Below are 21,220 nucleotides of genomic sequence, written 5' to 3' on the forward strand. Positions count from 1 at the left end.
ACCGGCGTGCGACGCGCAGCACGGCAATCCGTAATTGGCACCGCTCTTGCTGGTCGAAGATCGAACGGGTCCGTCGCTCCAGGCGATGCGCCCGCTGATGATCCCCGGCCCTCCCGGGCGTCATCCCCCCAAGGCGGCGGCGGGTGCGAACTCGTCGCCGTTTTGCGTGAGGCAGGCCGGTGAGCGCGCCTGTCATCCTGCCCGGCCTACCCGGTGCCATCCTCCTGATCTGCGACCATGCCTCGAACCTGGTGCCCGAAGGCATGGACCTCGGTATCGACGCCGCCTTGTTCGACAAGCATATCGCGATCGATATCGGCGCCGCACCGCTGACCGAAGCGCTGGCCGTGCGGTTGGGAGCGCCGGCGATCCTCGCGACGGTCTCGCGGCTGGTGATCGACCTGCACCGCCAGCCCGACCATGCCTCGCTGATCCCCGCCACGAGTGACGGGCATGCGATCCAGGGCAATGTCGATGCCGACCGGGCGGACCGTGTCGCACGCTTCCACGCGCCCTATCACCGTGCGCTGGCGGCGATGATCCGGGCTGGGCGGCCGACCTTGCTCGCCTCGATCCACAGCTTCACGCCCGAACTGGAGAGCGGTGGGGCGGGGGCGAGGCCGTGGCATGCCGGCATTCTGTACAATCGCGATCGGCGCGCCGCGGATCCTGCCGTGGCGATGCTGCGGGCCGCTGGAATCGAAACGGGCGACAACGAGCCTTATTCGGGCCGGGTGCTCAACGCGACGCTCAACCGGCATGGCGAAGCGAATGGAATCCCGAGCCTCGCGATCGAGATTCGCAACGATCTGATCCGCGATGCGGCCGGCGTAGCGCGTTGGGCCGACATTCTCGCGCCTATTCTGACGAAAATCAGCAATAGTCTTGCGCGAAAGGTCCCTCTCGCGACATAGGCGCCGCATGACTCACCAGTTCGACAAATCAAAGCTCCCCAGCCGGCACGTCTCGGTCGGGCCCGAGCGCGCGCCGCACCGCAGCTATTATTATGCGATGGGCATATCCGAGGAGGATATCGCCAAGCCGTTCGTGGCGCTCGCCAGCGCCGGCAACGACAGCGCGCCGTGCAACACCACGCTCGATGCACAGGCCGACGCGGCGCGCGCCGGCGTGATCCAGGGCGGCGGCATGCCGCGGCGGTTCAACACCATCACCGTCACCGATGGCATTGCGATGGGCCATCAGGGCATGAAATCCTCGTTGGTCAGCCGCGAGGTGATCGCCGATTCGGTCGAGCTCAGCGTACGCGGCCATTGCTACGACGCACTGGTCGGCTTTGCCGGCTGCGACAAATCGCTGCCTGGCATGATGATGGCGATGCTTCGCCTCAACGTGCCGAGCATCTTCGTTTATGGCGGGTCGATCCTGCCCGGCCGTTATCACGACCGCGACGTCACTGTGGTCGACGTGTTCGAGGCGGTCGGCCAGCACGCGGCGGGCAATTGCCCGCTCAAGGACCTGACGGAGCTGGAAAAGGTCGCCTGTCCGGGGCACGGCGCCTGTGGCGGCCAATATACCGCCAACACCATGGCGTGCGTTGGCGAGGCGATCGGCCTGTCGCTGCCCAATTCGAACATGGTGCCGGCGCCATACACGACGCGCGAGCAGATCGCGGTCGCGGCCGGTGCCCAGGTGATGGAATTGCTCGCCGCCAATATCCGTCCGCGCGACATCTGCACGCGTGAGGCGTTCATCAATGCGGCGCGCATCGTGGCGGCGACCGGCGGTTCGACCAACGGCGCGCTTCATCTGCCGGCCATGGCGAGCGAGGCCGGTATTGATTTCGACCTGTTCGACGTCGCGGATATATTTAAATCAACACCTTATATCGCCGACCTGAAACCGGGTGGGAAGTATGTCGCCAAGGACATGTACGAGGCTGGTGGCGTCTACATGCTGATGAAGACGATGCTCGAGAACGACTTGCTGTTCGGCGATTGCCTGACGGTCACCGGCAAGACGCTCGGCGAGAATATCGATCGGGTGACGTGGAACCCCGACCAGAAGGTCATCTACGACGTGAAGGTGCCGATCAGCCCCACCGGCGGCGTGGTCGGCCTGCGCGGCACCCTGGCGCCCAATGGGGCGATCGTGAAGGTCGCGGGCATGCACCGGCTTCAGTTCAGCGGTCCTGCCCGGGTGTTCGATTGCGAGGAGGATACGTTCGCGGCGGTCGAGGCGAGGGAGATCAACGAGGGTGAGGTCATCGTCATCCGCTATGAGGGCCCCAAGGGCGGACCCGGCATGCGCGAGATGCTCTCCACTACCGCCGCACTCTATGGCCTCGGCCTGGGTGAGAAGGTGGCGCTGATCACTGATGGCCGCTTCTCCGGCGCGACGCGCGGCTTCTGCATCGGCCATGTCGGACCGGAGGCGGCCGATGGGGGCCCGATCGCCCTGGTCGAGAATGGCGACATCATCAGTATCGATGCCGAAGCGGGTACGATCGACCTCGACGTGGCGGAGGATGTGCTCGCCGAGCGCCGAGCCAAATGGGTGCCACGCGCGCATGACTATCAATCCGGCGCGCTCTGGCGCTATGCGGCCACGGTCGGCCCTGCCTATAAGGGCGCGGTCACGCACCCTGGAGCCAGCGCCGAAACCCATGTTTACGCGGATATCTAGCGCACTGGTACTTGCCCTCGGCCTCGCCGCGTGCGGCGAGGCGAAGACCGATCACGGCACGCTCGCCAATGTCGAGGCGGCGCAGATCGCCCGCGCCGAGGAATCGGGTAATATCGTCTGCGCCCGGGCCGGGTCGGCGGATTTCGCGCGCGTCTGCACCGTCGACCGCGAGCAGCGCGACGAAGGGCTGGTGTTGACCGTCCGCCATCCCGACGGCGCGTTCCACCGGCTGCTGGTGACCAAGGACGGGCGCGGCGTAATCGCGGCGGACGGAGCGGAGCAGGCCGTCGTGACGGTGCTGGACAAGGAAAGCATCGAGGTGGCGCTGGGTGGCGACCGATACCGCCTGCCGGCGACGGTGCGTGGACCCTCGAAGCCGGCGCCATGACGTCACTTTCAGGCAAGCCCTTGCTGACGGCCGCGGAAATGCGCGTTGCAGAGGACGATGCCATCGCCGGGGGATCGACGGTCCAGGGCCTGATGGACCGCGCCGGGCGAGAGGTCGCCGAGATGGTGCGGCGCCTGGGCTCGGGCAATGAAGTGCTGATCCTGTGCGGGCCGGGCAATAATGGCGGGGACGGCTATGTCGCGGCAGCGGCCTTGCACGCCGCCGGTGTGCCGGTGCGTGTTGCCGCCAGTGGCGAGCCCCGCACCGATGCTGCAAAGCACGCCCGCGCGCGCTGGAACGGAGAGGTTGAGACGCTCACCAGAACGGCGCCCGCGCCAGTCCTGGTGGATGCGCTGTTCGGAACCGGGCTGTCCCGGCCGCTCGACGCGGCGATCGCGGCCGATCTTGTCCGCGTGCGCGACCGGGCAAGGCTGGCGATTGCGGTCGATCTGCCGAGCGGTGTCGCCACGGATGATGGAGCCGTGCTGAACGAGATTCCCGTCTTCGACCTGACCCTGGCGCTCGGCGCGGCCAAGCCTTCCCATCTGCTCTATCCCGCCGCGGGCCATTGCGGCACGGTCCGGGTCTTCGACATCGGCGTGCCGGTGTCGAGCGACGCTGTCGTCCTCGACGAGCCACGCCTGCCGGCACCGGGACCGGACTCCCACAAATATACGCGCGGCATGGTAGCCGTCATCGGGGGGGAGATGCCGGGCGCGGCCAAACTCGCTTCCCTGGCCGCGATGCGGGCGGGCGCTGGCTATGTCCTGCTGCTCGCCGATGGTGTGGCGAGGCTGCCCCATGCAATCGTCCGCAGGCCGTTTACGGCGGAGGCATTGAACGACACGCGCATCGGTGCGGTGGTGATCGGGGCCGGGCTGGGCAGGGGCGCCGTAGCCGGAACGCGGCTTGATCTGGCGCTGGCCTCGTCGCGCCCCCTCGTCGTCGATGGGGACGCGCTCCACCTTCTCGACGAGCCGCGGCTCGCGCGGGTTCGCGCCCATGCGGCCCCTGTCGTGCTGACGCCGCATGCGGGCGAATTCGACGCGCTGTTCGGCAAAGGTGCCAGCAGCAAGATCGACCGCGCACGGGCCGCCGCGGCGATGGCGGGCGCGACCATCGTCTTCAAGGGGGTGGATACGGTCATTGCCGCACCCGACGGTCAGGTCCGGGTCGCCCAGGGCGCAAGCCGGTGGCTTTCGACTGCGGGCACCGGGGACGTGCTGGCCGGCGCCATCGGTGCGATGCTGGCGGCGCGCGCCGGATCGGCGATCGATGCCGCCTCGGCCGGTGTCTGGCTCCATGGTGCAGCAGCGAAGCGGCTGGGCGGCGCCTTCATCGCCGACGATCTTGCCGAGGCACTCGGCGGCGCCCGGGCCTCGTTATGAGCGACAAGATCATCCGAGTCGCAGCGCGGGGCGATGGCATCACTGCCAATGGCCGTCACGCGGCGCTGGCGGCCCCAGGCGACACGCTGACGGCGGAAGGGCAGGTAATCCCCGGTCCACATCACCAGACGGCGCCATGCCGTCATTTCCCGACCTGCGGTGGCTGCCAACTCCAGCACCTCGACGACGAGAGCTATGCGCGCTTCATCAGCGACCGGATCACCGGATCGCTCGAGGCGCAGGGCCTGGCCACCGAGATCCGTCCGCCGGCGCTGTCGCCACCGCGCACCCGCCGACGTGCGGCACTACAGGCCGAGGCAAAGGGCGGGCGCATCCGGATCGGGTTTAGCGAGGGATCGAGCCATGCGCTGGTCGATCTGCAGGAGTGCCGGATACTGACCCCCAGGCTGTTCGCGCTGGTGTCGCCACTGCGCGGGCTGCTAGGGCGTTTCCTCAAGGCCAATCGCCGCGCCCGGCTGCACCTCACCGAGGCTGATCAGGGCATCGACCTGCTGATCGAGGGGATCGAAGCCGAAGGGCTGGAGGCGGCCGAGGCGATCACCGCCTTCTGCCAGCGCCACGGCGTCGCGCGCCTGTCGATCGACAATGGCCTGGGGGCGGAGACGCGGTGGGAGCCGGAGCCGGTTACCATCACGCTGGCGGGCGTCCTGGTGCCGATACCGCATAATTCGTTCCTCCAGGCGACACGGGAGGGGGAAGCATCGCTCGTCGCCGCCGTGCGCGAAGCGATCGGGCAGGCGGTGACGGTAGCCGATCTCTTTTCCGGACTCGGCACCTTCGCGCTGGCGCTGTCAGGGCGAGTCTATGCGGCGGAGGCGGCGCGTGACGCCATTTTGTCGCTCAAGGGGGCAGGTGCCCGGACGGGGCGCCAACTCTTCGCCGATCACCGGGACCTGTTCCGCCGGCCGCTGACCACGGCAGAATGTGACCGGTTCGACGCCATCGTGCTCGACCCGCCCCGAGCAGGTGCACGCGAGCAGGTGGTGCAGCTGGCGGTGGCGAAGACGTCCGTCATTGCTTATGTTTCCTGTAATCCCAGCAGCTTTGCGCGTGATGCCGAGATATTGTGCAAGGGTGGCTACAAGCTGGAATGGATCCAGCCGGTCGGCCAGTTCCGCTGGTCGATTCATGTGGAGCTGGCGGCGAAGTTCAGCCGCTAACCTCTACATGATTGGATCAGGGGTAATCCGCCCGCAGGAAGTACAAGCCGTCCGGCGGCGCATTCAGCCCGAGCTTTGATCGGTCCCGCGCCTCAAGTACAGCTTGCAGGTCGTCAGGCGACCATTTCCCCTGGCCGACCAGCCCCAGGCACCCGACCATCGACCGCACCTGATGGTGCAGGAACGACCGTGCCGACGCGAACACGCTGATCCGGTCGCCGCTGGCAACTACCTCGAGCCGGTCGAGCGTGCGCAACGGGCTGTCCGCCTGGCAATGCGCCGAACGGAAAGTGGTGAAGTCATGCCGGCCGACCAGCCGCGCCGCACCCTCGGCCATCGCTTCAGCATCGAGCGGTGTCGGTACGCGCCAGGCCAGCCCGGTCTCGAAGGTCAATGGCGCGCGGCGGGTGATGATCCGGTATTCGTAGTGACGCGCCAGGCAGGAGAAGCGAGCATGCCAGTCGTCCGGCACCGTCTCGCAGGCCAGGATCGCGATCGGGGCCGGTCGTATGACAGCGTTGAGCGCCTCCATCAGCCGGAACGACGTGATCGTCCGTTCGATATCGACATGAGCGCGCATCCCGGTCGCATGAACCCCTGCATCGGTGCGACCGGCGGCATGGACCGTGACGGCCTCGCCGGTGATCTGCAGCGCGGCGATCTCGATTGCCTCCTGCACGCTCGGGCCGTGCGCCTGGCGCTGCCAGCCCATGAAGGGCCTGCCGTCATATTCCACGGTCAGCGCGAAACGCGTCATGAGAGCTGCGTTCCGGGCGGTATCGCAAAGCCGCGCAGCAGCTCGGATGGCGTCATGACGCCGCGTCCCGCGCGCTGCAAGAGCGTCGGACGGATCGCACCGTCGCTACAGGCGATGGTGAGTTGGTCGTCGAGAACCGCACCCTCGCTGCCGCTGCCGGGAAGCACGTCCGCGGCGAGTAGGCGGATCCGCTCTGCGCCCAGCTCGAAAAAGGCGCCGGGGACCGGGTTGAACGCCCGAATCTGCCGCTCGACCTCGACCCCGCTCTTCGAGAAATCGATGCGCGCCTCGGCCTTGTCGATTTTGGGGGCGTAGGTGATGCCGTCCCCGGACTGCGGTACTGCGGGATAGGTGGCGATATCGCCAAGCACTTCGACCATCAGCCGCGCGCCCATCGCGCTCAGTTCCTCGGTGAGGGCGCCGGCGGTCTTGCCGTCGATGGGCGTCCGCTCCTCCAGCCGCACCGGCCCGGTATCGAGCCCGGCCTCCATCTGCATGATGCCGACACCCGTCTCGGCATCGCCGGCGAGAATCGCGCGCTGGATCGGCGCGGCGCCGCGCCAGCGAGGCAGGAGCGAGCCATGGACGTTGAGGCAGCCCAGCAGCGGCGCTTCGAGCACCGCGCGCGGCAGGATAAGACCGTATGCCGCGACCACCGCCACATCCGACCCAAAGGACGCGAACTCCGTCTGGGCGTCCGGGTCGCGCAGCGACATCGGGGTCCGGACGGTGATGCCCAGCGCCTCGGCGCGTGCCTGGACGGGGGAGGATGTCAGCGCTTTGCCACGGCCGGCGCGGCGCGGCGGCTGGCTATATGCCGCCACGACATTATGGCCTGCATCGACAAGTGCCTGGAGCACCGGCACCGAGAATTCGGGCGTTCCCATGAAGACGATCCGCATGGATACGCTCTGGCCGCTTGGCAGAGGCCCACGCAACCCCCTATCTGTTCCCCATGGCATCTCCCGAGATCGAAGCCCTCACCCAGGCGCTTGCCCGACTGCCCGGCCTCGGGCCGCGATCGGCGCGGCGCGCGGTGCTTCACCTGCTCAAGAAGCGTGAGGCGGCACTTGGGCCGTTGCTATCAGCACTCACCGCGGTGGAGGAACGGCTCTCAACCTGTTCGATTTGCGGCAATATCGATACGATCGATCCATGCGGCATCTGCGCCGATCCGCGTCGCGATGCACGCTCGCTCTGCGTGGTCGAGGAAGTGGCCGATCTCTGGGCGCTCGACCGGTCGCGGCTTTTCCCGGGACGGTTCCATGTCCTTGGCGGGCGCCTGTCCGCGCTGGAAGGCATTCGCCCGGAGGATCTGAGCATCGATTCGCTGGTCCGGCGGATCGAGGTCGGCGGTATTGACGAGGTCGTGCTGGCGATGAACGCGACGCTGGAGGGCCAGACCACCGCCCATTATATCGCCGAGCGGATCGAGCGCTTCCCGATCCGCGTCACGCAACTCGCGCACGGCCTGCCGGTCGGTGGCGAGCTGGACTATCTGGACGAGGGCACTTTGGCCCAGGCCCTTAGGGCGCGCCGCCCGGTTTCCTGACCATGGTGCGCGACCCGTCGCTTGACGTCGGGCCCGGGCTTTCCTAGCTCGCCTGCATGTCTGTTCTGGAAATCCTCGAAGTCCCGCATCCGGGCCTGCGCGCCGTCGCCAAGCCGGTCGACAAGATCGACGACGCCGTCCGCGCGATCGTCGCCGACATGTTCGACACCATGTATGATGCGCGGGGCATCGGCCTCGCCGCGACTCAAGTCGGCATCGAGCAGCGTATCGTCGTGATCGATCTGCAGGAGCCCGAGAGCGACGAGGAGGACGCCAAGCCCGTCCGCAAGCCGCTGGTCTATATCAACCCTGAGCTGGTCTCGGTCAGCGAGGAAACCTCGGTCTACAATGAAGGCTGCCTGTCTATCCCCGAGCAATATGCCGAGGTCGAGCGCCCGACGCGGTGCCGGGTGAAGTGGCTGGACCTCGATGGGGCCGCCCATGAGGATGATTTCGACGGCCTGCTCGCGACCTGCATCCAGCATGAGATCGATCATCTGAACGGCGTGCTGTTCATCGATCATATCTCGCGCCTGAAGCGCGACATGGTGCTGAAGAAGCTGGCCAAGGCGCGCAAGGCGGCCTGAGCCTGTTCGGCCTCTCCCCTCGGGGAGGGCTTCAGGTCAAAACAGGCCTTCAATCTCCCCATTGACGCCAAACCGGATCGATTCGGCCGCCGGCACGCGCGGCAAACCCGGCATGGTCATGATCTCCCCGCAGATCGCGACCACGAAGCCGGCACCCGCCGCCAGCCGTACCTCGCGCACCGGCACGACGTGGCCGGTCGGGGCGCCCAGCTTGGCCGGGTCGGTCGAGAAGCTGTACTGAGTCTTGGCCATGCACACGGGAAGGTGGCCGAACCCGGCATCCTCCCAGCGCTCAAGCTGCGCCCGGACGCTCGGATCGGCGATGGCCTCCTCGGCGCGGTAGATACGCGTCGCGACGGTGTTGATCTTCTCGAACAGCGAGAGATCGTCGTCATAGATCGGCGCGAATTGCGGGGTGGCGTGGTCGCAGAGATCGGCGACCCTGGCCGCCAGCGCCTCGGCACCGGCGCCGCCATCGGCCCAATGGGTGCACAGGATCGCCTCGGAGCCGTGGCTGGCGGCGATATCGCGGATCACCCCGATCTCGGCCTCGGTGTCTGTCCCGAAGAAGTTGATCGCGACCACTGCGGGTACGCCGAACTGCCGCACATTCTCGATATGCCGCGCCAGGTTGACGCCGCCGCGCCGCACCGCCTCGATATCGGGCATGGCGAGATCGGCTTTGGCGACACCGCCGTTCATCTTCAGCGCCCGCACGGTCGCGACGATCACCGCCGCGGCGGGCTTCAGGCCTGATTGCCGGCATTTGATGTCGAAGAACTTCTCCGCGCCCAGATCGGCGCCGAACCCGGCCTCGGTCACGACATAGTCGCCAAGGCCCAGTGCGGCGCGCGTGGCGATCACCGAGTTGCAGCCATGGGCGATATTGGCGAACGGCCCGCCATGGACGAAGGCCGGGTTGCCCTCCAAGGTCTGCACCAGGTTCGGCTTGATCGCCTGGGCGAGCAACACGGCCATCGCGCCGTCCGCCTTGAGATCACGTGCGGTCACCGGGCGCTTGTCGCGGGTATAGGCGACGACGATCCGGCCGAGCCGCTCCTCAAGGTCTTCCAGCCCGCTCGTCAGGCACAGAATGGCCATCACCTCCGAAGCGACGGTGATGTCGAAGCCGGATTCGCGCGGATATCCGTTGGCCGGGCCACCCAGTGACTGGGCGATGTCGCGCAGCGCCCGGTCGTTCATGTCGAGCACGCGGCGCCAGACGATCCGCCGCACGTCGATGTCGAGCGCATTGCCCCAATGGACATGGTTGTCGATCATCGCCGCGAGCAGATTGTGTGCGCTGGTGATCGCGTGGAAATCGCCGGTGAAATGAAGGTTGATGTCCTCCATCGGCCCGACCTGGGCATAGCCGCCGCCGGCCGCGCCTCCCTTGGTGCCGAAACAGGGGCCGAGCGACGGCTCGCGCAGGCACAGCACGGTCTTGCGGCCGATGCGGTTAAGGCCGTCGGCTAGGCCGACCGAGGTGGTGGACTTGCCTTCGCCCGCCGGTGTCGGGCTGATCGCGGTGACCAGGATCAGCTTGCCGATCTGTCCGGTCGCCGGGACGCGCGCCAGATCGATCTTCGCCTTGAAATGCCCATAGGGCTCGACCGCCTCCGGCGGGATGGAAAGCCGGGCGGCGATCTCGGAGATGGGCTTCAGGGTGGCGGCGCGTGAGATCGCGATGTCGGTCAGCATGGCGCGCAGTCCTAGCGAACGCCCCGCCAGCCGCAAGCCTTCCTCGATTTGCGACGATTGTGTGAATGGAGACGCGCCGAGCCGAAGGTCCCGCACCTTGTTAACCCACCCCCGGGGCGGTAGGTTCGTGCTTCGTTCCATAGGAGCAAACTGTTGGATCCGGTTACCCTCGTCATCATCGTCATCGCCCTATTGGGGGCGCTCGCTATCGGTTGGTGGCTGGGCAAGCGTGGCATTGCGGAGATCCGGGCCGAGCGGGACGCGCGTACCGAGGAGTTCAAGCGCGCCATCGTCGATCTTGCCGGCGCTGAGGAGCGCGCCCGCGCCGCGGCGCAGCTTCGCGATGAGATCGATGCCATCCGGGACGAACGCGACGGCTTTCGCACGGAGAACGCCACGCTCCGCGCCCATGCCGAGGCGTTCGAAGCCCGGCTCGAGGAATTCAAGAACTCGCGCGAGGCGATGACCGGTCATTTCAACGAGACCGCCAGCAAGCTGCTCAACGACGCGCAGAAGCAGTTCCTCGAACGCGCGGAGGCCCGTTTCAAGCAATCCGAGGAGACGGCCGGCCAGAACCTCAAATCGATGCTACAGCCGGTCAGCGATCGTCTCATGAAATATGAGGAGACCGTCACCAAGGTGGAGAGCGAGCGCAAGGGCGCCTTCGATCAACTCAAGGGCCAGCTCGAAGGCCTTCGTATCGGCCAGGAGAAGGTCAGCAGCGAGGCGGCCAAGCTGGTCAATTCCCTCCGCAATGCGCCCAAATCGCGCGGGCGCTGGGGCGAGCAGCAGCTCAAGAATGTGTTGGAAACCTGTGGGTTGTCCGAACATACCGATTTCGAGACTGAAGTCAGCATCGCCGGCGGCGACGAGGGCGGCCGGCTTCGCCCTGATGCGATCGTGCGAGTGCCGGGCGGGCGTTCGCTGGTGATCGACGCCAAGGTGTCGCTCAACGCCTATCAGGACGCGTTCGGTGCGGTCGACGAGGCCGAGCGGCTGGTCGGGCTTGCGGCGCATGCCGCCTCGATGCGCGCGCACGTCAATGGCCTGGGCAACAAGGCCTATTGGAGCCAGTTCGCCGATGCGCCCGACTATGTCATCATGTTCGTGCCGGGCGAACATTTCCTATCCGCCGCGCTGGAGCATGATCCGACTTTGTGGGATTTCGCCTTCGAGAAACGCGTGCTGCTGGCGACGCCGACCAATCTGATCGCGATCGCGCGTACCGTCTCCGCCGTGTGGCGGCAGGAGCGGCTGGCCAAGGAAGCGCGCCAGATCGGCGAGCTGGGCAAGGAGCTGTACGACCGGCTGGCCAAGGCTGCGGGCGATCTGCGCAAGGTGGGTGGCGGACTGACGTCGGCGGTCAACAACTACAATATTTTCGTCAGCAGCTTCGAAAGCCGAACGCTGGTGACGGCGCGCAAGCTGCGCGACCTCAATATCGAGCCCGGCGCGCGCGAGATCGAGGGCGTCGAGCCGGTCGAGGCGCTGGCCCGCTATGGCGACACGCCGATCCTGGTGGATGGGTCGATGAACGAGGCGGCCGAATAGGGATGGCGAAGTATCGGCACACGTCACTGCCGCCGCCCTATCTCAAACGAGTCTGGTTCGATCCGGATGCCGAGATCGAACCCGCGGCCTATCCCTGGTGCCTGCCGCTGTTCCGGGATTGCGATTTCGAGCTGAGCTTCGACCGTCCAATTACCGTGATTGCCGGCGAGAATGGCGTCGGCAAGTCCACCTTGCTGGAGGGTATCGCGGTGCTTGCCGGTTTCGACGAGAGCGGTGGCGGGCCGGGCTATCGTGCGGTGGATAATTCGCGTGCCCGGGAAGTGAGCGGCGGCACGCTGGCCGGTGCGTTGAAGGCAAGCTGGTTGCCCAAGATCGGCCGGGGCTGGTTCTTTCGTGCTGAAAGCTTCTTCTCGGTCGCCCGGTATCTGGACGAAGCAGATAGTCCCATGGCCGATTTCCTGTCCCATTCGCATGGCGAGGGGTTCATCCGCTTCTTCGAGGAACGCTGCGCCCAGCCAGGCATCTTCATCTTCGACGAGCCTGAATCCGCGCTGTCGCCCAACCGGCAGTTCGATTTTCTCAAACTCCTGCGCAGGATGGATCGGGGCGGGCAGTCACAGGTCATCATGGCGACTCACTCGCCCATCCTGATGGCGCTTCCCGGCATCAGCCTGCTCCGGATGGGCAAATATGGGCTTGAGCCGGTGCTGCTCGAGGACACGGAGCATTTCCGCATCATGCGCGAGTTCGTGTCGGACCGGCACGGCTTCGTAGAGGCAATGCTCGACGAGTGAAGAAGCCGGGCCCTGTCCGGAATGGCGCGATCAGCGCCGCTCCGGACCGGTCCGCACCAGCACCAGGGTCCGCAGGCCCGTGGCGCTCAGCACGAGCTTGCCGTCGCGGTTGGTGCTGACGCTCAGGCGCTGGCCGAGCAGGCGCATGATCGCCTGTTCCTGCACCATCGCCGGGCCCATACAGGCCATCTTGGTCGACATCAGCGGACCCGTGATCAGGAAGCCGCGCTCGAAGCGGAACGAGCCGCCGAAGCTGTTGCAGCCGCTATTGCCGCTGATCCGGTTGCCGGAGAAGGAGATCGTCGCCGCGCGCGGCCCGCGCACCGGGCGGCCTTCGATCGCCTGGACCTCCCAATTGCCCTCGATCACCGGCGCGCGGGGCGGCGCGACGATCGGGTCGCCGCCGCAGCCGCGCACGGTCTTGCGGCCGACCATGACCGTCACGCTGTCGGGATAGTCGCGGTCGCTCATCCCATCGCTGCAGCGCGAGCGGGTGACGTCGATCGTGATGCGTGGCGTGACGTAGCGCAGGCCATTGAAGCTGGGGCGGGGGACAGGCGCTGTCGTCGTCACGCGCGTGCGGCCATAATCGCCGACATAGCGGATCAGGCCCTTTTCGATGGTCAGCGCCCAGCCGGGCTCGGTACCGACCGCCTTGTACGGCACGTCGCGCGGCTGCGCGATAGCAGTGCCGGCGATCAGCAGGGCAGGGGCGGAAAGGGCAAGCGCGAACTTCATCTCGGGTCTCCTTGACTGCCCGATAGGCAAGCCAGGCTGAACCGGTCGTTACGTAGCCGTTCAGCCGCGCGAAGGCTTGGTCTGGGCGAGCACCTCATACGCCATAACGGCGGTTGCCACAGCAGCATTGAGGCTGTCGGCCTTGCCGAGCATCGGGATCTTCACCAGCAGGTCGCATTCGGCGGCATAGTCAGCCGGCATGCCCTGCGCCTCATTGCCGGTCAGCAGGAAGGTCGGGGAGGTGTAGGTCGCGCTCCGGTAGTCGTGGTCCGTGTCGAGGCTCAGCCCGACCAGCTGCCCGGGGCCGGCGCGGAGCCAGGAGACGAACTCGGCCCAGCCGGTCTGGACGATCGGCACGGTGAACAGCGCGCCCATGCTCGCGCGTACCGCCTCGACCGAAAAGGGATCGACGCACTCGCCGATCAGGATCAGCCCGCCCGCGCCGACCGCATCGCCGGTGCGCAGGATCGTGCCGAGATTACCCGGATCGCGCAGGCGCTCGGCGACCAGCCAGATAATCGAATTCGTGCGGTCCAGCCTTTCCAGCGGCGTCGCGAATTCGGCGAACACACCGACCACGGCCTGGGGGTTATCCTTGCCGGACAGCTTGGAGAGGATGTCGGGGACCGTCTCGATGGCTTCGCCGCCCGCCGCCTCGACATCGGCGATCAGCGCGCGGACGAGGGAATGGTTGGCGCTGTCGCGGGCGAAGAACAGATAGTCGGGCAGGCGCCCGCTCTCGCGCGCCTCGGTGAGGATGCGCAGGCCTTCGGCGAGGAACAGGCCTTCCTCGCGCCGATGCCTTTTCTCGCGAAGCGCGCGGACGCGCTTGATGAGCGGGTTGGAATAAGCGGTGATCTCGCGGGGCATGGGAGGCTCAATCCTCCCCGAACTTGGCCTCGACCAGCTCGCACAGCGCACCGACCGCCTGTTCGGCGCCGTCGCCCTCGGCGCTGATGACGATCGAATCGCCCATCGCGGCGCCCAGCATCATCAGGCCCATGATCGACGTGCCGGTCACGCTGCCGGCACCGTCCTTCTCCACCGCGACCTCGACCGGTTGAGTCGAGGCGAGGGTGACGAACTTGGCGCTCGCCCGAGCGTGGAGCCCGCGTTTGTTGGTAATGAGGACCGTGCGGCTGACCGGCATCAGGCGGCGGCCTCGCCAAGAACTTCGGACGCGACCGAGATATATTTGCGGCCCGCCTCGCGCGCGGCGGCGACGGCGTCGACCACCTTCATCGCCTTGCGCGCCGATTCGAGCCGGATCAGCATCGGCAGGTTGATGCCGGCGATCACCTCGATACGGCCACGTTCCATCAGCGAGATGGCGAGATTGGACGGGGTCCCGCCGAACAGGTCGGTCAGCACGATCACGCCCCGCCCGGTATCGACCGCGGCGATCGCTTTGGCGATGTCGGCGCGGCGCGCCTCCATATCGTCGTCCGGGCCGATCGCGATGGTCGCGATCCGCTCCTGCTTGCCGACGACATGCTCCATCGCGGTCACGAATTCCTCGGCGAGGCGCCCGTGAGTCACCAGAACCAGGCCGATCATTGCCCCGACTCTTTCATTGCAGTTTCAATCACGGAAAGACCGTCCCCTTGGGCATTTTCTGCCACACCCTCGAGCGAGTCCTGCGGCGCCGCAGCGAGATCGCGGTGCGCGACCGTGGGCGAAAATCCTTCGTCGCGCAACCTTGCGGCGACTCGTTCCGCCACGTGCACGGAACGGTGCCGCCCGCCGGTGCAGCCGAAGGCGATGGTGACATAAGATTTCCCCTCGGCGCGATAGCGCGGCAGCAGGAACAACAGCAGCGACTCGATCTGCGTCATCGCCATATCATAGGCCGGATCGGCCGCCACATAAGCGCTGACATCCTTGTCCAGGCCCGTTCCGGGACGAAGATCCGGCACCCAATGCGGATTGCGCAGGAAGCGCATGTCGAACACCAGATCGGCGTTGCGCGGCAAGCCGCGGGCGAAGCCGAACGACATGACCGACAGGGTCGGTTCACCCAGCCGCTCGCCCGAAAAGGTCGATCGCACCTGCTGCGCCAACTCGTTCGCGCTCAGATTGGTGGTGTCGATCAGCCGGTTCGCCCAGCGCCGCATCGGCGCGAGCAGCTCCCGCTCACGCGAGATGCCGTCCGAGGCGGGGCGATCGAGCGCCAGCGGATGGCGCCGCCGCGTCTCCGAATAGCGCCGCTCCAGCTCGCCGCCTGAGCAATCCAGGAACAGGGTGCCGATGTCGTGCCCATGCTCCTCGCGGAGCTTCTTGATCCGCTTCACGATCCGCTCGGGATCGAAATCGCGGGTGCGGGCGCCGATGCCGAGCGCGAGTGGTTGCGAGGACCGCTCAGCGCCTTCGGGCAAGGGGGCGCCGAGCAGCCGGTCGAGCAGGAGCAGCGGGAGATTGTCCACCACCTCCCAGCCCAGATCCTCGAGCGTCCTGAGCACGGTCGACTTGCCGGCGCCGGACATGCCGGTGACGAGCAATATATCCTTTGGGTCGCGCTTCATGACGCGCGCTCTAGCAGGTGCTTCAAGGCAAGTTCCACCTTGATTGGTGCCGAGGCCTCGCGCGGATCGAGCGCGATCGCCGGGACCGGCACACCCTCGAACCAGCGCGACTCGGGCTCCGGCAGGCGTTCCACCGCACCAGCCAGGCGGATCAGCAGGGCGACCGGCACAGGCTCAACATGGGTAACGGAGATAATCCCGACGCCGCGGATCTCCATCCGCCCGGCAATCGTTGCGGGTGCGCTGGCAAGCAGCACCTCCTCGGAAGCCGTCAACACCGTATAGTCGTCGCTCACCAGCAGCGCGCCACGATCGATCAGGCGAAGCGCGAGATCGGACTTGCCGGCACCCGACGGCCCTTCGAGCAGCACGGCATGGCCACCGATCGCCACGGTCGAGGCGTGGATCGTCTCGCTCATCTCTTGTCCGATATGGGGAGGCGCACGACGAATCGCGCGCCCCTGAGCCGGTCCTCGCGCGATTCGACCGAGATGGCGCCCTGGTGCCCCTCGACGATGGTGCGGGCGATGGCGAGGCCGAGCCCGCTATGCTTGCCGAATTCCTCACCGTCCGGGCGGAGCGACTGGAAGCGGCTGAACACCTGTTCGCGCGCTTCCTCGGGCACGCCGGGCCCCTCATCCTCCACCCGCACGACCAGATCGTCCCCATCGCGGACCGCCGACACCACGATCAGGCCGCCATCGGGCGAGAAGGAAACGGCGTTCTCGATCAGATTCTCGAACACGCGCTCGAGCCGCGCGCCTTCGCCCATCGCGATGAGCTTCTCGCCGATGCGGTGGTCGAAGCGGATCTGGATGTCGCGTTCAACCCCGCGTTCGGCGCGCTGATCGAGCAGGGCGCCGATCATCGCGCCGACATCGACATCCTCGAACTTGGCGCGGCTGAGCTGAGCGTCGAGGCGCGAGGCCTCCGAAATGTCGGTGATCAGTCGGTCGAGCCGGTGGACGTCGTCACGCACGATCGCGAGCAGCCGCTCCTGCAGTTCGGGGTCCTTGACCGAGCTGAGCCCCTCGACCGCGGATCGCAGCGAGGCGAGGGGGTTCTTCATCTCGTGAGTCACATCGGCGGCGAAGGCCTCGGTCGCGTCGATCCGGGCGCGGAGCGCGAGGCTCATGTCGGACAGGGCACGCGCCAGCATGCCAAGCTCGTCGCGGCGCGAGGGCAGGCGAGGCACCACCACTTCGCGCGCGCGCCCCAGCCGTACGCGCACCGCAGCGCGGGCGAGCCGGCGCAGGGGTCGTACGATCGTCCGGGCGAGGAACAGCGAGAGCAGGATCGAGATGGCCGAGACGATCGCCAGCACCACGCCGAGGCGGAAGCGCTCGACCCGCACCGTCTGGGTGATGTCGCGGGCGTTGATCGTGGTCATCACCACCCCGCCGGTCGGCAGCGCCGCCGCGGCCGTGATCACCGGGGTGCGATCGGGCGCGCGCCATACGGTGGCGGGCACGCTCTCGGTGCTGCGCGCGGTATGGACATCGGGCCATTCAAGGCCCTCAGCGCGCTCGCGGTACAAGGGCGCGCGGGGCGCGCCGACGACGGTGTCGATCACCGCGTCGAGGAAGCGCGCCGTGTCCTGTTGCCAATCCTCCTTGTCGGGATCGCGCAGCACGAAATTGCGCAGGCCCAGGGCGCGCGTATCGGTGACGAGCTTGCCCTGATTGTCATACAGCCGGATGCGGGCGCCGGTGTCGCGCGCCAGCCGCAGCGCGAGGATGTTGTGGCGCTCGGGCGCGACCGACCCCATCGCCTCGGCGATCAGTCGTGCCTCGCGGCTCGCCTGCGCGACGCGACTGTCGACGATCCGGCTGCGATAGCTGTCGAGGTAGAAGAAGCCGCCCGCCAGCATCGCCAGCGCGATGATGTTGACCGCAAGGATGCGCGGTGTGAGCGATACCTGCCCGGACCAGCGAAGCGTCAGCTCGCGGTCGTCATTCCTCGGAGAATCGGTAACCCGCGCCATATAAGGTCTCTATGGCATCGAACTCGGGGTCGATCTGCCGGAACTTGCGGCGCACGCGTTTGATGTGGCTGTCGATCGTGCGATCGTCGACATAGATATCGTCGTGATAGGCCGCGTCCATCAGCTGGTTACGCGTCTTCACGATACCGGGGCGCTGGGCGAGCGTCTCCAGGATCAGGAACTCGGTGACGGTCAAGGTCACGCCCGCGCCGTTCCAGGTCACGCGGTGCCGGGCGGTGTCCATCGCCAGCCGCCCACGGACCAGGCTGCCGCCGGGATTCTCCTCTTCGCCAGCGGCGCCGGCCACAGCGAGTTCCGAGCGGCGCAGGATCGCGCGGATGCGGGCGATCAGCAGTCGGTGCGAGAAGGGCTTGGAGATATAGTCGTCCGCACCCATCGCCAGACCGAGTGCCTCGTCCAACTCGTCATCCTTCGACGTCAGGAAGATCACCGGCGTGGTGCTCTTCTCGCGGAGGCGTCGGAGCAGTTCGAGCCCATCCATGCGCGGCATCTTGATGTCGAAGATGGCGAGGTCGGGCGGATTCTCGATCAGCGCCTTCAGCGCGGTCTCTCCATCCGAATAGACCCGGGTGACGAATCCCTCGGCCTGGAGCGCGATCGATACGGAGGTGAGGATGTTGCGGTCGTCGTCGACGAGCGCGATCGAAGCCGTCATCGGCAATGCAACCCTTGTGCTGTTGGGAAGGGGTTAGTCCAAAGCGCGCGCCTGCTCAACACATCGTGGTCTGACAAATTGTCTCGACTGGACAATTGCCTGTCCCTGGCGATATGCGCGACTCGCACTCAGCGGCACCGACCGCGCGCCCAGTATCAGGAGAGCAAGGACGTGAGCGATCGTATTCCCGACGCAGGCCTCGAAGCGCAAGGCATTGAGACACGCGCCACCTTGCACTGGAATCTGGTGACGGCGCGCCTGATCGAGGCCGCCGTCGCCCGTGGCGAGGGCAAACTCTCCGCCGACGGGCCGCTGGTGGTCGAGACGGGACAGCACACCGGTCGCTCGGCGCAGGACAAGTTCATCGTCCGCGATGCCGAGACCGAAAACACCGTCTGGTGGGGCAAGAGCAACAAGGCGATGACACCGGAGCATTTCGCCGCGCTCAAGGCCGATTTCCTTGCCGCGCTGAAGGACAAGGAAGACCTGTTCATCCAGGACCTGTTCGGCGGCTCGCAGCCGGAACATCGCGTCCGCGTGCGTATCGTCAACGAACTCGCCTGGCACAACAGCTTCATCCGCACGATGTTGGTGCGGCCGGAAGAGAGCGAACTGCGCGGGTTCGAGGCCGAATACACCATCATCGACCTGCCGAGCTTCCGCGCCAACCCGGCGCGTCACGGCTGCCGCAGCGAGACGGTGATCGCCGTCAGCTTCACCGAGAAACTGATCCTGATCGGCGGCACCCGCTATGCCGGCGAGATGAAGAAGTCGGTGTTCAGCCTGCTCAACTATCTTTTGCCGCCGACCGGCGTGATGCCGATGCATTGCTCGGCGAATATCGGGCCCAAGGGCGACACCGCGGTGTTCTTCGGCCTGTCGGGCACCGGCAAGACCACGCTGTCGGCCGATGCCAGCCGCACGCTGATCGGTGACGACGAGCATGGCTGGTCGGACACGGCGGTCTTCAATTTCGAGGGCGGCTGCTACGCCAAGATGATCCGCCTGTCGGCCGACGCCGAGCCGGAGATCTTCGCGACCACCAAGCGCTTCGGCACGATCCTCGAGAATGTCGTGATGGACCAGGTCACGCGCCAGCTCGACCTCGACGATGCCAGCCTCGCCGAGAACAGTCGCGGCGCCTATCCGATCGACTTCATCCCCAATGCCTCGGAAGAGAATATGGGGCCGGTGCCGCGCAACATCGTGATGCTGACGGCAGATGCGTACGGCATCCTGCCGCCGATCTCGAAACTGACGCCGGACCAGGCGATGTATCACTTCCTCTCGGGCTATACCGCGCGCGTCGCGGGCACCGAGATCGGCGTAACCGAGCCCGATGCGACCTTCTCGACCTGCTTCGGCGCGCCGTTCATGGCGCGTCATCCGTCGGTTTACGGCAATCTGCTCAAGGAGCGGATCGCCAAGGGCGGGGTGGATTGCTGGCTGGTCAACACCGGCTGGACCGGCGGCAAATACGGCATCGGCCGTCGCATGCCGATCAAGGCGACCCGCGCCCTGCTCAACGCGGCACTCGACGGCAGCCTGAACAATGCCGAGTTCCGCACCGACCCGAATTTCGGGTTCAAGGTGCCGGTGGAAGTGCCCGGCGTCGACACCGCGATCCTCGATCCGCGCGAGACCTGGCCGAACAAGGCCGAATATGACGCAACCGCGGCCAGGCTGGTCGACCTGTTCGTCGAGAATTTCGCCCAATTCGCCGACGATGTGGACGAGGGCGTGCGCCAAGCCGCTCCCAAGACCCCCGAAAACGCCTGAAACGCCCGGTCGTCGATCGGGCCATGGAAAGCCCGATCGATGACCGATTTCCCTTACCGAGTCTTTGCCAACGACGCCGCGATCCGCCGGATTGGGGAGGGCCTGCTCGCCTGCGTCTTGCCGCGCGCCGAATGGACTCATGAAGCGCATCTCGCCGCGACGCTCTGGCTGGTCCGCGACCGGCCCGATGTGGACATCGACACAGAGATTGCGGGGATCATCTCGCGCTACAATGAGAGCGTCGGCGGGGTGAACGACGACAACCAGGGCTATCACGACACGATCACCCATGTGTTCGTGGCGGGCATCCGCCTGCATCTTGCCGGGCGCGCCGCGAACGAACCGCTGGTCGATGCCGTCAATGCCTTGCTGGCGAGCCCGATGGGCAGGCGCGACTGGCCGCTCGGCTTCTACAGCCGGAACCGGCTGTTTTCGGTGCCGGCCCGGCGCAAATTCCTGGCCCCCGACCTCGCGCCGCTTCCTGCCCTGTGATAGACGGAGCGGACATCCACACGGCCTGAGGAATTTACCATGGGAATGCTCGACGGACTGCTCGGACAGGTGACCCAGAATGTCGACATCAAGAACCTCGCGGCCAAGGTCGGGCTGACCCCCGAACAGGTCGAGAGTGCGGTGACGGCGCTGGGGCAGGCGCATAGCGCCCCGACCGACACGGTCGATACCGCCGCCTCCGCCACCGGCCTGCCGGCCGACACGCTGCAGCAGATTGTCGGCCATATCGGCGGCGAGGGCGCGCTCGGCCAGTTCGCCAGCCTGTTGCAGGGCTCCGGCATGCTCGGCAAGGTCGGCGGGATGCTCGACCAGGACGGCGACGGCAATCCGATGGATGAGATCGCCGGCTTCGCCAAGGGGCTGTTCGGCAAGAGCTGAACCCTGGCTCCAGCGGGCTGCGAAAATTCCCCGTTCCGTGCAATTGACAGGGAATTATCAGGGAATTTCGTTTTTTCTGCCCGTTTTTGGGTGGTTTTGGCTAATTCTCTGATGATAGATCAATGGT

23 protein-coding genes are annotated in these 21,220 nt (G+C 66.6%); 12 read left to right on the forward strand and 11 right to left on the reverse strand.

Annotated elements, in window-relative coordinates; translation table 11 throughout:
• Positions 1-179 precede the first annotated feature (179 nt).
• Genes AC1RT8_RS01350 through AC1RT8_RS01370 form a run of 5 tightly spaced genes read left to right on the forward strand, consistent with a single transcriptional unit; the run spans position 180 to position 5,600 of the window.
• The gene (locus AC1RT8_RS01350; protein ID WP_493073630.1) at positions 180-914 is read left to right on the forward strand and encodes an N-formylglutamate amidohydrolase; all 735 of its coding nucleotides are present in this window, start codon (positions 180-182) and stop codon (positions 912-914) included.
• A gap of 7 nt (positions 915-921) precedes the next feature.
• Positions 922-2,643, forward strand: a complete 1,722-nt coding sequence (gene ilvD, locus AC1RT8_RS01355; protein WP_493073634.1) for a dihydroxy-acid dehydratase — start codon at positions 922-924, stop codon at positions 2,641-2,643.
• Complete coding sequence (locus AC1RT8_RS01360; RefSeq protein WP_493073639.1) at positions 2,624-3,031, forward strand: hypothetical protein; 408 nt, start codon at positions 2,624-2,626, stop codon at positions 3,029-3,031. The genes ilvD and AC1RT8_RS01360 overlap by 20 nt, the downstream gene beginning before the upstream one ends.
• Complete coding sequence (locus tag AC1RT8_RS01365; RefSeq protein WP_493073643.1) at positions 3,028-4,419, forward strand: NAD(P)H-hydrate dehydratase; 1,392 nt, start codon at positions 3,028-3,030, stop codon at positions 4,417-4,419. The genes AC1RT8_RS01360 and AC1RT8_RS01365 overlap by 4 nt, the downstream gene beginning before the upstream one ends.
• Positions 4,416-5,600: a class I SAM-dependent RNA methyltransferase gene (locus AC1RT8_RS01370; RefSeq protein WP_493073648.1), complete on the forward strand. Its 1,185-nt coding sequence runs from the start codon at positions 4,416-4,418 to the stop codon at positions 5,598-5,600. Before AC1RT8_RS01365 ends, AC1RT8_RS01370 begins: the two co-directional genes overlap by 4 nt.
• A 16-nt stretch (positions 5,601-5,616) precedes the next feature.
• On the opposite strand, the gene truA is transcribed toward AC1RT8_RS01370, so the two are convergent.
• Together truA and fmt are read right to left on the reverse strand one after the other, a co-directional pair.
• On the reverse strand, positions 5,617-6,357 hold the full coding sequence (truA, locus tag AC1RT8_RS01375; protein ID WP_493073652.1) for a tRNA pseudouridine(38-40) synthase TruA: 741 nt from the start codon (positions 6,355-6,357) through the stop codon (positions 5,617-5,619).
• Entirely contained in the window at positions 6,354-7,259 is a 906-nt protein-coding gene (fmt, locus tag AC1RT8_RS01380) for a methionyl-tRNA formyltransferase (RefSeq protein ID WP_493073656.1), read from the reverse strand. Before fmt ends, truA begins: the two co-directional genes overlap by 4 nt.
• A 53-nt stretch (positions 7,260-7,312) precedes the next feature.
• Between fmt and recR the strand changes: the two genes are divergently transcribed.
• The gene (recR, locus tag AC1RT8_RS01385; RefSeq protein WP_493073661.1) at positions 7,313-7,909 is read left to right on the forward strand and encodes a recombination mediator RecR; all 597 of its coding nucleotides are present in this window, start codon (positions 7,313-7,315) and stop codon (positions 7,907-7,909) included.
• Positions 7,910-7,965: 56 nt separating this feature from the next.
• Positions 7,966-8,496: a peptide deformylase gene (gene def / locus AC1RT8_RS01390; RefSeq protein WP_493073665.1), complete on the forward strand. Its 531-nt coding sequence runs from the start codon at positions 7,966-7,968 to the stop codon at positions 8,494-8,496.
• Positions 8,497-8,532: 36 nt separating this feature from the next.
• Here the strand turns inward: def and AC1RT8_RS01395 are convergent, their stop codons facing one another.
• Positions 8,533-10,197, reverse strand: coding sequence for a formate--tetrahydrofolate ligase (locus AC1RT8_RS01395; protein ID WP_493073668.1), 1,665 nt, complete (start codon positions 10,195-10,197; stop codon positions 8,533-8,535).
• 153 nt (positions 10,198-10,350) lie between these two features.
• Between AC1RT8_RS01395 and AC1RT8_RS01400 the strand changes: the two genes are divergently transcribed.
• Positions 10,351-11,748 carry a DNA recombination protein RmuC gene (locus AC1RT8_RS01400; RefSeq protein WP_493073673.1) on the forward strand — a complete coding sequence of 466 codons (1,398 nt, stop codon included), beginning with the start codon at positions 10,351-10,353 and terminating at the stop codon, positions 11,746-11,748.
• Positions 11,749-11,750: 2 nt separating this feature from the next.
• Positions 11,751-12,503, forward strand: coding sequence for an AAA family ATPase (locus AC1RT8_RS01405; protein WP_493073679.1), 753 nt, complete (start codon positions 11,751-11,753; stop codon positions 12,501-12,503).
• A 30-nt stretch (positions 12,504-12,533) separates the two neighbouring features.
• On the opposite strand, the gene AC1RT8_RS01410 is transcribed toward AC1RT8_RS01405, so the two are convergent.
• From AC1RT8_RS01410 to AC1RT8_RS01445, 8 genes are read right to left on the reverse strand one after another with little or no spacing between them, the layout of a single operon-like run.
• Positions 12,534-13,241 (reverse strand): META domain-containing protein, encoded by a 708-nt coding sequence (locus AC1RT8_RS01410; RefSeq protein ID WP_493073683.1) that lies wholly within the window; start codon positions 13,239-13,241, stop codon positions 12,534-12,536.
• Between the two features lie 60 nt (positions 13,242-13,301).
• Positions 13,302-14,111, reverse strand: a complete 810-nt coding sequence (locus AC1RT8_RS01415; protein WP_493073688.1) for a TrmH family RNA methyltransferase — start codon at positions 14,109-14,111, stop codon at positions 13,302-13,304.
• A 7-nt stretch (positions 14,112-14,118) separates the two neighbouring features.
• Positions 14,119-14,391, reverse strand: coding sequence for an HPr family phosphocarrier protein (locus tag AC1RT8_RS01420; RefSeq protein WP_493073692.1), 273 nt, complete (start codon positions 14,389-14,391; stop codon positions 14,119-14,121).
• Positions 14,391-14,798, reverse strand: coding sequence for a PTS sugar transporter subunit IIA (locus tag AC1RT8_RS01425; RefSeq protein ID WP_272626945.1), 408 nt, complete (start codon positions 14,796-14,798; stop codon positions 14,391-14,393). Before AC1RT8_RS01425 ends, AC1RT8_RS01420 begins: the two co-directional genes overlap by 1 nt.
• A complete protein-coding gene (gene rapZ / locus AC1RT8_RS01430) occupies positions 14,795-15,763 on the reverse strand; it encodes an RNase adapter RapZ (RefSeq protein WP_493073699.1) in 969 nt (322 codons plus the stop codon). Before rapZ ends, AC1RT8_RS01425 begins: the two co-directional genes overlap by 4 nt.
• On the reverse strand, positions 15,760-16,182 hold the full coding sequence (locus tag AC1RT8_RS01435) for an HPr kinase/phosphorylase (protein ID WP_493073703.1): 423 nt from the start codon (positions 16,180-16,182) through the stop codon (positions 15,760-15,762). Before AC1RT8_RS01435 ends, rapZ begins: the two co-directional genes overlap by 4 nt.
• Positions 16,179-17,747: a sensor histidine kinase gene (locus AC1RT8_RS01440; RefSeq protein ID WP_493073706.1), complete on the reverse strand. Its 1,569-nt coding sequence runs from the start codon at positions 17,745-17,747 to the stop codon at positions 16,179-16,181. The genes AC1RT8_RS01435 and AC1RT8_RS01440 overlap by 4 nt, the downstream gene beginning before the upstream one ends.
• A complete protein-coding gene (locus tag AC1RT8_RS01445) occupies positions 17,716-18,423 on the reverse strand; it encodes a response regulator transcription factor (RefSeq protein WP_493073708.1) in 708 nt (235 codons plus the stop codon). Before AC1RT8_RS01445 ends, AC1RT8_RS01440 begins: the two co-directional genes overlap by 32 nt.
• A gap of 171 nt (positions 18,424-18,594) precedes the next feature.
• On the opposite strand from AC1RT8_RS01445, the gene AC1RT8_RS01450 reads away from it, so the two are divergent.
• From AC1RT8_RS01450 to AC1RT8_RS01460, 3 genes are read left to right on the forward strand one after another with little or no spacing between them, the layout of a single operon-like run.
• The gene (locus tag AC1RT8_RS01450; RefSeq protein WP_493073710.1) at positions 18,595-20,202 is read left to right on the forward strand and encodes a phosphoenolpyruvate carboxykinase; all 1,608 of its coding nucleotides are present in this window, start codon (positions 18,595-18,597) and stop codon (positions 20,200-20,202) included.
• Positions 20,203-20,241: 39 nt separating this feature from the next.
• Complete coding sequence (locus AC1RT8_RS01455; protein ID WP_493073711.1) at positions 20,242-20,694, forward strand: hypothetical protein; 453 nt, start codon at positions 20,242-20,244, stop codon at positions 20,692-20,694.
• 39 nt (positions 20,695-20,733) lie between these two features.
• Entirely contained in the window at positions 20,734-21,093 is a 360-nt protein-coding gene (locus AC1RT8_RS01460; protein WP_493073713.1) for a hypothetical protein, read from the forward strand.
• Positions 21,094-21,220: the final 127 nt, after the last annotated feature.

It is taken from the genome of Sphingomonas sp. GW821-FHT10F11 (assembly GCF_058809095.1).